The sequence below is a fragment of the Streptococcus mitis genome (genome assembly GCF_001579035.1).
GTDB classification, from domain to species: domain Bacteria; phylum Bacillota; class Bacilli; order Lactobacillales; family Streptococcaceae; genus Streptococcus; species Streptococcus mitis_J.
Window position 1 is genome coordinate 301,447 of sequence record NZ_KQ970286.1, and the last position, 9,100, is coordinate 310,546.

Annotated in this window: 13 protein-coding genes and 1 pseudogene; all 14 read left to right on the forward strand. The window is 42.5% G+C overall.

What is annotated here, in order from left to right; all coding sequences use genetic code 11:
* A pseudogene (locus SMIDD26_RS03895) lies at positions 1 to 180 on the forward strand (hypothetical protein); the annotation flags it as partial.
* Positions 173 to 325 carry a hypothetical protein gene (locus SMIDD26_RS12215; RefSeq protein ID WP_167747468.1) on the forward strand — a complete coding sequence of 51 codons (153 nt, stop codon included), beginning with the start codon at positions 173 to 175 and terminating at the stop codon, positions 323 to 325. The pseudogene SMIDD26_RS03895 and the gene SMIDD26_RS12215, both read left to right, overlap by 8 nt.
* Positions 326 to 335: 10 nt before the next feature.
* A complete protein-coding gene (locus SMIDD26_RS03900) occupies positions 336 to 773 on the forward strand; it encodes a coiled-coil domain-containing protein (RefSeq protein ID WP_134990128.1) in 438 nt (145 codons plus the stop codon).
* 13 nt (positions 774 to 786) lie between these two features.
* Positions 787 to 1,263 (forward strand): hypothetical protein, encoded by a 477-nt coding sequence (locus tag SMIDD26_RS03905; RefSeq protein WP_061439049.1) that lies wholly within the window; start codon positions 787 to 789, stop codon positions 1,261 to 1,263.
* Positions 1,264 to 1,266: 3 nt separating this feature from the next.
* Positions 1,267 to 1,587, forward strand: a complete 321-nt coding sequence (locus SMIDD26_RS03910; protein WP_061439051.1) for a hypothetical protein — start codon at positions 1,267 to 1,269, stop codon at positions 1,585 to 1,587.
* A 5-nt stretch (positions 1,588 to 1,592) separates the two neighbouring features.
* Positions 1,593 to 2,336: a hypothetical protein gene (locus SMIDD26_RS03915; RefSeq protein WP_061439052.1), complete on the forward strand. Its 744-nt coding sequence runs from the start codon at positions 1,593 to 1,595 to the stop codon at positions 2,334 to 2,336.
* Positions 2,337 to 2,352: 16 nt separating this feature from the next.
* Complete coding sequence (locus SMIDD26_RS03920; RefSeq protein WP_061439055.1) at positions 2,353 to 2,688, forward strand: phage holin; 336 nt, start codon at positions 2,353 to 2,355, stop codon at positions 2,686 to 2,688.
* Positions 2,688 to 3,644, forward strand: a complete 957-nt coding sequence (locus tag SMIDD26_RS03925; RefSeq protein ID WP_061439057.1) for a peptidoglycan recognition protein family protein — start codon at positions 2,688 to 2,690, stop codon at positions 3,642 to 3,644. Before SMIDD26_RS03920 ends, SMIDD26_RS03925 begins: the two co-directional genes overlap by 1 nt.
* 479 nt (positions 3,645 to 4,123) lie before the next feature.
* Positions 4,124 to 4,795, forward strand: a complete 672-nt coding sequence (locus SMIDD26_RS03930) for a GTP diphosphokinase (protein ID WP_061439058.1) — start codon at positions 4,124 to 4,126, stop codon at positions 4,793 to 4,795.
* Entirely contained in the window at positions 4,779 to 5,597 is an 819-nt protein-coding gene (locus SMIDD26_RS03935; protein WP_061439060.1) for an NAD kinase, read from the forward strand. The genes SMIDD26_RS03930 and SMIDD26_RS03935 overlap by 17 nt, the downstream gene beginning before the upstream one ends.
* Positions 5,594 to 6,490, forward strand: coding sequence for an RluA family pseudouridine synthase (locus SMIDD26_RS03940; protein ID WP_061439062.1), 897 nt, complete (start codon positions 5,594 to 5,596; stop codon positions 6,488 to 6,490). The genes SMIDD26_RS03935 and SMIDD26_RS03940 overlap by 4 nt, the downstream gene beginning before the upstream one ends.
* Before the next feature lie 43 nt (positions 6,491 to 6,533).
* Positions 6,534 to 7,508 carry a phosphate acetyltransferase gene (gene pta / locus SMIDD26_RS03945; protein WP_061439064.1) on the forward strand — a complete coding sequence of 325 codons (975 nt, stop codon included), beginning with the start codon at positions 6,534 to 6,536 and terminating at the stop codon, positions 7,506 to 7,508.
* 82 nt (positions 7,509 to 7,590) lie between these two features.
* On the forward strand, positions 7,591 to 8,766 hold the full coding sequence (gene mutY / locus SMIDD26_RS03950) for an A/G-specific adenine glycosylase (RefSeq protein WP_061439066.1): 1,176 nt from the start codon (positions 7,591 to 7,593) through the stop codon (positions 8,764 to 8,766).
* A gap of 55 nt (positions 8,767 to 8,821) precedes the next feature.
* The coding region (locus tag SMIDD26_RS12705; RefSeq protein ID WP_246746886.1) for a response regulator at positions 8,822 to 9,100 on the forward strand (279 nt) is incomplete at its 3' end.

The window sequence follows — 9,100 nt, forward strand, 5'->3', positions numbered from 1 at the left end:
GCTGATGAAGCAGAATCAGCACCAGCGCAGCCAACTACTGAACAACCAGTAGCAGAAGCGCCTACACAACCAACCCCAGCGGTAGAAGATAACAAAGAAAGCGAGAAAGAAGATGACATTTCTGAAACGACAAACCAAGAGAGCCCTAGTGAAGACAATGGAGGTAGCAGCAATGAGTAAGATTACACTAGACCAAGCAAAAATCGACATGTACATCAACCTACTGGAACGTGGAGCAATTGACTTTTCATGGGTACATAAACGCTGGAAAGACCGTGTACGCAAGGAATTGAAGCGACGTGGTTTGAGCCATTTGGCAAACTAGCGAGGTGCTTATGGACGTCTTACAATCAATAGAGCATTTCTTCATGGACGTGCTATCAGCAGCTTCACCGATTATTATAGCTTGGCTCAGCTACAAATTGCCGAAGAAATCAAAGGAACAGACAGACCAAATCATTTCAGAGTTGAGCGAAGTCAAGAAACAGATCAAAGATGTCCAGACTACCGCTAAAGATAGCAATTCCAAAATCGATGAAGTACAGGAAAAGCTAAAAGTGCACGACGAGGCGCATCTAAATACCATGAAGTTGCGCCTTGACCGTGACATGCGACGGGCTATTCGTAGAGGGTTCACTTCAAAAGACGAATTTTCACTAGTGGAAAGTCTGCACAAAAGCTACAAGGCTTTAGGAGGTAACGGCTACATAGACCGCTTATTCAGCGATTTTGGGAAATTGGAGATTAAGGAAGACATCTTAGTAGATGATTAGAAAGAGGTGCAGAATGGTCTGTAATCTCAATATGACCAATCTCGCACAGATTGACGGTGGTCACCTGATTAAGCAAGGGGACTTGGCTTCCACCTTTGGTTTTGCCCTCTTAGACGAAGACTACCAAGTGATTTCCTCTCTGGAAGGGGAGGAGGCGCTTATTAGTCTGACCAAGGAGGGCTACCAGTGGAAGAAGCAGGTAGCTGTTACCAGTCAAGGTGTGAGTTTTCATCTGGACGCTATCTTGCCGATTGGGAGTTATCGCTTGGAAATCACGGCTGGAGGCTATGTTTTTCCCAGTGATAAATCTGTCCATATCAAGATAGTCGCCTCAGATAAGGAATTGGTCACAGAAGAAGTCCATGCTTTAAATGAGCTGGACATCGCAAAAGAAGTCGAAAAACAGCTTGCAGGTAGAACTGCAAGCGAGACTGGAGTATGTCAGGAAATCCCGGACTTGCTCACGTACTATAACTTAGGAAAGGTGTAAAACATGGATACAAGTAAATGGATTGCATTCGCTCAAGCATTGGGAGCGGATAACAAGACAATGAAGCAGTTAATCGATACGAAGATTGACAACGCTACTTTAATGCAGGCTATCGAGCAGGCTAAAACCGAAGTCAAAAACGACATTTTGGGCGAGGGTGTTCCTGAAAATCTTGACACTCTTAAAGAAATCGCTGAAAAAATCGCTAGCATGAGTGGAGATACTGAGGGCGCAGTCGTTCAAAAACTAGCTGACCTTGGCCGTCGTATTGACGAACTAGCTGGCCTTGACTTGGTCGCAACGTATAACACAGCGAAAGTGTGATTGCCATGAGCAATTTTGAGGAATTCGCTCAAGCGGTTGGCCGTGATGTGAAGGTGCTGAACCAAAAGCCTGAACCAAGGCTGATCTTGACAGGAAATACCCTCGGAATTGTCGGGGGTAATAATGTCACTCTACCGTTACCAGATAACGTAGGGCATGAAATCCGTGGTACAGGTTCGCCGGAAGGGCGTATCACTGCTGAAATCGGAACAACCTATGTAGATGTCAATGCGACGAATGGCGCTCTTAAGTGGATAAAAGAAAAAGGTAACAACAACAAAGGTTGGCGTGTCTTGATTGGCGATACAGGTTGGAGAACGTTAAATGTTATTAATAAGTTAGGAAACGCTAAAATTCAAATCAGAAGAATTAATGACGAAGTTGTTGTTAAATTTGACGGGCTATCATACGGCTGGTTTGGAATGAAACCAATATCTCAACAGAGCGGTAATATCATTAATAAAACAATCGGCTCAAAGAAGTATACGTGGGTCAAAGTAGATATAGGAAAAGGGAATGCTGTCATTCCAGAAGGATTTAGAAGCTCTAGCTCAATACTCTCAGGATTATATGGAGATTTAGGAGATTTATTAGGTAGCACTTATTTAGGAGGAACATCGGATCAAAACGCTCTTCAATTGAGATACGCTATGCCAAAAGAAGAAGTAACAGATACTATACTATCTCAAATACGAGTTAGTCCTATCGTATTCACAACCGATGACCCTTGGCCAGCAACATTGCCATAAAAGAAAGGAAAAACATATGACACAATTTAATGAATTTATTATCGCTTTTGCGACAGGCTTTTTAGCAGTAGCAATAGGCAGTATCGTGAAAGCAGTGAAAGACTATCTTTTGCGAAAAGGCGGAGAAAAAGCAGTTATTATCGCTGAAATCCTAGCCAAGAACGCAGTTCATGCCGTGGAGCAGGTGGCTGCTGAGACAGGTTATAAAGGTGATGAAAAACTGGCACAGGCTCGTGCTAAAATTCGTGCAGAGCTAACCAAATACAACATCAGCATGACTGACAAGGACTTGGCTACCTTTGTAGAGTCAGCCGTGAAGCAGATGAATGACGCTTGGAAAGGACAAGAGTAATGGATATCGATACAAGCAGACTACGTACAGGCTTGCCCCAGGTTGGGGTGCAGCCTTATCGACAAGTACACGCTCACTCAACAGGCAACCGCAACTCAAGCGCTCAGAATGAGGCGGACTACCACTACAGAAAGAACCCTGAACTTGGGTTCTTCTCTCATGTCGTTGGTAACGGGCGTGTCATGCAGGTCGGACCTGTAAACAACGGAGCGTGGGACGTTGGCGGCGGTTGGAATGCGGAAAGCTATGCAGCAGTTGAATTGATTGAAAGCCATTCAACTAAGGAAGAGTTCATGGCAGATTACCGTCTCTATATCGAACTCTTGCGCAATCTAGCAAACGAAGCAGGCTTGCCGAAGACTCTTGACACAGACGACTTGGCAGGTATCAAAACGCATGAATACTGTACCAATAACCAGCCTAACAACAACTCAGACCACGTTGACCCGTATCCCTATCTTGCTAAATGGGGCGTTAGCCGTGAACAGTTTAAGCGAGATATTGAGAACGGCCTAGGCGCTGAAACTGGCTGGCAGAAAAATGATACAGGCTACTGGTATGTGCGCTCAGACGGGTCTTATCCCAAAGACAGGTTTGAGAAAATCAACGGAACTTGGTATTACTTCGACGGATCAGGCTATATGCTTGCAGACCGCTGGAAGAAGCACACAGACGGTAATTGGTACTACTTTGACCAATCAGGCGAAATGGCCACAGGCTGGAAGAAAATCGCTGACAAGTGGTACTATTTCGACACAGAGGGTGCTATGAAGACAGGCTGGGTCAAGTATAAGGACACCTGGTATTACCTTGACGGTAAAGAAGGGGCGATGGTATCAAACGCCTTCGTCCAGTCCGCAGACGGAACAGGCTGGTACTACCTCAAAGCAGACGGAACGATGGCAGATAAACCAGAGTTTACAGTTGAGCCTAATGGCTTGATTACAGTTAAATAAATAGAAAGGAAACTTTTCTAAAATGCTCTTTCACCGCAGGATCAGGCTTGCGGTTTTTTTGTTTGCTCAAAAACACGCATTTTGAACGATTAGAAACCATAATCACAATCCTATTGTTCAAAAAAGCGGTTTCTTGAAGAATAGGGAGGGAGAATCGTGTCGCATTATTGTCAAAAACGGTGTTTTGTTAAAAATAAAAACAGTGAAATTAGTCACTGATCCTTTTGTAAACCATTAGAATTAAATTGCAACCTTCTCAACTATACGGGCAAAAATGAATACGAGTTAAAAAAACGATGGCAATTAACGAAAATGATTTCAAAGAAAAATAAGTAAAAACTCAACTATTGAAAAACACTGATAACTATTTGTAAACGTTTTTCACTTATGGTATAATAAGCATTGTATTTATTGTATATAAATCTGGAGAAAAAATCAAAGATATTTTTGAAGGATAATATGAGAACAAGGGAGAATATATGACCTTAGAATGGGAAGAATTTCTAGATCCTTACATTCAAGCTGTTGGTGAGTTAAAGATTAAACTTCGTGGTATTCGTAAGCAATATCGTAAGCAAAATAAGCATTCTCCGATTGAGTTTGTGACCGGTCGAGTCAAGCCGATTGAGAGCATCAGGGAAAAAATGGCTCGGCGTGGCATTACTTATGCGACCTTAGAGCACGATTTGCAAGATATTGCTGGTTTGCGTGTGATGGTTCAGTTTGTAGATGACGTTAAGGAAGTAGTGGAGATTTTGCGCAAACGTCAGGATATGCAGATCATACAGGAGCGAGATTACATTACTCATCGAAAAGCATCAGGCTACCGTTCCTATCACGTGGTAGTAGAATATACGGTTGATACCATCAATGGAGCCAAGACCATTTTGGCGGAAATTCAAATTCGTACCTTGGCCATGAATTTTTGGGCAACGATAGAACATTCTCTCAACTACAAGTACCAAGGGGATTTCCCAGAGGAGATTAAGAAGCGACTGGAAATTACAGCTAGAATCGCCCATCAGTTGGATGAAGAAATGGGTAAAATTCGAGATGATATCCAGGAAGCTCAGGCTCTTTTTGATCCTTTGAGTAGAAAATTAAATGACGGTGTAGGAAACAGTGACGATACAGATGAAGAATACAGGTAAACGAATTGATCTGATAGCTAATAGAAAACCGCAGAGTCAAAGGGTTTTGTATGAATTGCGAGATCGTTTGAAGAGAAATCAGTTTATACTCAATGATAGCAGTCCGGACATTGTCATTTCCATTGGTGGAGATGGCATGCTCTTGTCGGCCTTTCATAAGTATGAAGACCAACTTGATAAGGTACGCTTTATCGGTCTTCATACAGGACATCTGGGCTTTTATACCGATTATCGTGATTTTGAGTTGGATAAGTTAATGACCAATTTGCAGCTAGATACCGGAGCAAGGGTTTCTTACCCTGTTCTAAATGTGAAGGTTTTTCTTGGAAATGGAGAGGTCAAGATTTTTCGTGCCCTCAACGAAGCCAGCATTCGCAGGTCTGATCGAACCATGGTGGCAGATATTGTCATCAATGGTGTTCCCTTTGAGCGTTTTCGTGGAGACGGGCTAACAGTTTCGACACCGACTGGTAGTACTGCCTATAACAAGTCTCTTGGTGGAGCTGTTTTACACCCTACCATTGAAGCTTTGCAATTAACGGAGATTGCCAGCCTTAATAATCGTGTCTATCGAACGCTGGGCTCTTCCATTATTGTGCCTAAGAAGGATAAGATTGAACTCTTTCCAACGAGAAACGATTATCATACTATTTCGGTTGACAATAGTGTCTATTCTTTTCGTAGTATCGAGCGAATCGAGTATCAAATCGATCATCATAAGATTCACTTTGTCGCGACTCCTAGCCATACCAGCTTCTGGAACCGCGTTAAGGATGCTTTTATCGGCGAGGTGGACGAATGAGGTTTGAATTTATCGCAGATGAACATGTCAAGGTTAATACCTTTTTGAAAAAGCACGAGGTTTCTAAGGGACTTTTGGCCAAGATTAAGTTTCGAGGTGGGGCTATTCTGGTCAATGACCAACCGCAAAATGCAACGTATCTATTAGATATCGGGGACCGTGTTACTATTGATATTCCCGCTGAGGAAGGTTTTGAAACTCTGGAAGCTATCGAGCGCTCACTGGATATTCTCTATGAGGATGACCACTTTCTAGTCTTGAATAAACCCTATGGAGTTGCCTCTATTCCTAGTGTTAACCACTCCAATACCATTGCCAATTTTATCAAGGGTTACTACGTCAAGCAAAATTATGAAAATCAGCAGGTTCACATTGTGACCAGACTTGATAGAGACACTTCTGGCTTGATGCTCTTTGCTAAGCACGGATATGCCCATGCACGATTAGACAAGCAGTTGCAGAAGAAATCTATCGAAAAACGCTACTTTGCTTTGGTTAAAGGTGATGGTCACTTGGAGTCAGAGGGGGAAATTATTGCTCCGATTGCGCGTGATGAAGACTCCATTATTACCAGACGAGTGGCTAAAGGCGGAAAGTATGCCCATACTTCCTACAAGATTGTAGCTTCCTATGGAAATATTCATTTGGTAGATATTCGTTTACACACTGGACGAACCCACCAAATCCGAGTCCATTTTTCCCATATCGGTTTTCCTTTGTTGGGAGATGATTTGTATGGTGGTAGTCTGGACGACGGCATCCAACGTCAGGCCCTGCATTGCCATTACCTATCCTTTTATCATCCATTTTTAGAGCAAGACTTGCAGGTATCAAGTCCCTTGCCGGATGATTTCAGTAACCTTATTACCCAGTTATCAACTAATACTCTATAAAAACTGTTTCAGAGTATAATTATTATCTTAAAGGAGAAAACTCATGGAAGTTTTTGAAAGTCTCAAAGCCAACCTGGTTGGTAAAAATGCTCGTATCGTTCTCCCTGAAGGGGAAGAGCCACGTATTCTTCAAGCGACAAAACGTTTGGTAAAAGAAACAGAAGTGATTCCTGTCTTGCTTGGTAATCCTGAAAAAATTAAAATCTATCTTGAAATCGAAGGGATCATGGATGGTTATGAAGTCATTGACCCTCAACATTATCCTCAATTTGAAGAAATGGTTGTTGCCTTGGTGGAGCGTCGTAAGGGCAAAATGTCTGAAGAAGATGCACGCAAGGTTTTGGTTGAAGATGTCAACTATTTTGGTGTTATGTTGGTATACCTGGGCTTGGTTGATGGAATGGTGTCAGGTGCGATTCACTCAACAGCTTCAACAGTTCGTCCAGCACTTCAAATCATCAAAACACGTCCGAATGTAACGCGTACTTCAGGTGCCTTCCTCATGGTTCGTGGTACGGAGCGTTACCTCTTTGGGGACTGTGCCATCAATATTAATCCAGACGCAGAAGCCTTGGCTGAAATTGCCATCAACTCAGCAATTACAGCTAAGATGTTTGGCATCGAACCTAAAATTGCTATGCTAAGCTATTCTACTAAAGGTTCAGGATTTGGTGAGAGCGTCGATAAGGTTGTAGAAGCCACTAAAATTGCTCATGACTTGCGTCCTGACCTCGAAATCGATGGTGAGTTGCAATTTGATGCAGCCTTTGTTCCTGAAACTGCAGCTTTGAAAGCTCCTGGAAGTACAGTAGCTGGTCAAGCAAATGTTTTTATCTTCCCAGGTATCGAAGCAGGAAATATCGGCTACAAGATGGCTGAACGCCTTGGTGGTTTTGCAGCTGTAGGACCTGTTTTGCAAGGTTTGAACAAACCAGTTAACGACCTTTCTCGTGGATGTAATGCAGATGATGTTTACAAGTTAACCCTTATCACAGCAGCCCAAGCTGTTCATCAATAAGATTTAGTCCTCTTTCCTTTGGGAAGAGGCTTTTTAATACTAGGAAAAGGACAGTTAGAATCTTCTGTGTTATACTAGAGATATGTTAGATTTGAAAGAATACGATATCGTCATGTGGCCGGAGGAGAAGATTGTTTCTTTTCGTGAGAAACTCCTCAGTTGGTATGATGGAAACAAGCGAGATTTACCGTGGCGCAGAAGTAAAAATCCTTATCATATCTGGGTATCTGAAATTATGCTCCAGCAGACCAGGGTGGATACGGTTATTCCTTATTACGAACGTTTCTTGGACTGGTTTCCAACAGTGGAAAGTTTGGCAACAGCTCCTGAAGAAGGTTTGTTGAAGGCTTGGGAAGGTTTGGGTTATTATTCTCGAGTTCGCAATATGCAGGCTGCAGCCCAGCAGATTATGACTGATTTTGGTGGCCAATTTCCAAACACCTATGAAGGAATTTCTAGTTTAAAAGGGATTGGCCCTTACACAGCAGGAGCCATTTCCAGTATTGCTTTTAATTTGCCTGAGCCAGCGGTCGATGGTAATGTTATGCGTGTTTTGGCCCGTCTGTTCGAAGTCAACCATGATATTGGGATTCCAAGTAATCACAAAATTTTTCAGGCAATGATGGAAATCTTGATTGATCCTGAGCGTCCGGGCGACTTTAATCAAGCTTTGATGGACTTAGGGTCTGATATTGAGGCTCCTGTAAATCCTAGACCAGAAGAGAGTCCGGTGAAGGACTTTAGTGCTGCATATCAGAATGGAACCATGGACCGTTATCCAATTAAGGCACCAAAGAAAAAGCCAGTTCCCATTTATCTTAAAGCCTTAGTTGTGAAAAATTCTCAGGGACGATTTCTTCTTGAAAAAAATGAGAGTGAAAAGTTGTTGGCAGGCTTTTGGCATTTTCCCTTGATAGAAGTAGATGAGTTTCCGCAAGAAGAGCAGTTTGACCTCTTTCATCAGGTTGCGGAAGAAAGTGTAAACTTTGGCCCCAGCCCAGAAGAGAGTTTCCAGCAGGACTATGACCTAGATGTTGATTGGTTTGATGGTTGTTTTGAGACTGTCAAGCATGTCTTTAGCCATCGCAAGTGGCATGTTCAAATTGTATCCGGTCAGGTGACTGACTTCCATGATTTTTCAGATAGGGAAGTTCGCTGGCTCTTACCAGAAGAGTTCAAGGATTACCCACTTGCCAAACCCCAACAAAAAATTTGGCAGGCTTATGCACAAACCAACTTAGACAGTAGCAAAGACTAGCTATCGTGTCTTCTTGTTATTTTTTTGGTATAATAGTAGAGAAAAAGGTGAACATATGAAAAAAATACTAATTGTAGATGATGAGAAACCAATCTCGGATATTATCAAGTTTAATATGACCAAGGAAGGTTACGAAGTTGTAACTGCTTTTAACGGTCGTGAAGCGCTAGAGCAATTTGAAGCAGAGCAACCAGATATTATTATTCTGGATTTGATGCTTCCGGAAATTGATGGTTTAGAAGTTGCTAAGACCATTCGCAAGACAAGTAGTGTACCTATTATCATGCTGTCGGCTAAAGACAGCGAATTTGATAAGGTCATCGGTTTGGAGCTT

Excerpts from the sequence above, each read along its gene's own strand:
- SMIDD26_RS12215 (WP_167747468.1), top strand. The coding sequence starts at position 173 with ATGAGTAAGATTACACTAGACCAAGCAAAAATCGACATGTACATCAAC.
- SMIDD26_RS03900 (WP_134990128.1), top strand. The coding sequence starts at position 336 with ATGGACGTCTTACAATCAATAGAGCATTTCTTCATGGACGTGCTATCA.
- SMIDD26_RS03905 (WP_061439049.1), top strand. The coding sequence starts at position 787 with ATGGTCTGTAATCTCAATATGACCAATCTCGCACAGATTGACGGTGGT.
- SMIDD26_RS03910 (WP_061439051.1), top strand. The coding sequence starts at position 1,267 with ATGGATACAAGTAAATGGATTGCATTCGCTCAAGCATTGGGAGCGGAT.
- SMIDD26_RS03915 (WP_061439052.1), top strand. The coding sequence starts at position 1,593 with ATGAGCAATTTTGAGGAATTCGCTCAAGCGGTTGGCCGTGATGTGAAG.
- SMIDD26_RS03920 (WP_061439055.1), top strand. The coding sequence starts at position 2,353 with ATGACACAATTTAATGAATTTATTATCGCTTTTGCGACAGGCTTTTTA.
- SMIDD26_RS03925 (WP_061439057.1), top strand. The coding sequence starts at position 2,688 with ATGGATATCGATACAAGCAGACTACGTACAGGCTTGCCCCAGGTTGGG.
- SMIDD26_RS03930 (WP_061439058.1), top strand. The coding sequence starts at position 4,124 with ATGACCTTAGAATGGGAAGAATTTCTAGATCCTTACATTCAAGCTGTT.
- SMIDD26_RS03935 (WP_061439060.1), top strand. The coding sequence starts at position 4,779 with ATGAAGAATACAGGTAAACGAATTGATCTGATAGCTAATAGAAAACCG.
- SMIDD26_RS03940 (WP_061439062.1), top strand. The coding sequence starts at position 5,594 with ATGAGGTTTGAATTTATCGCAGATGAACATGTCAAGGTTAATACCTTT.
- pta (WP_061439064.1), top strand. The coding sequence starts at position 6,534 with ATGGAAGTTTTTGAAAGTCTCAAAGCCAACCTGGTTGGTAAAAATGCT.
- mutY (WP_061439066.1), top strand. The coding sequence starts at position 7,591 with ATGTTAGATTTGAAAGAATACGATATCGTCATGTGGCCGGAGGAGAAG.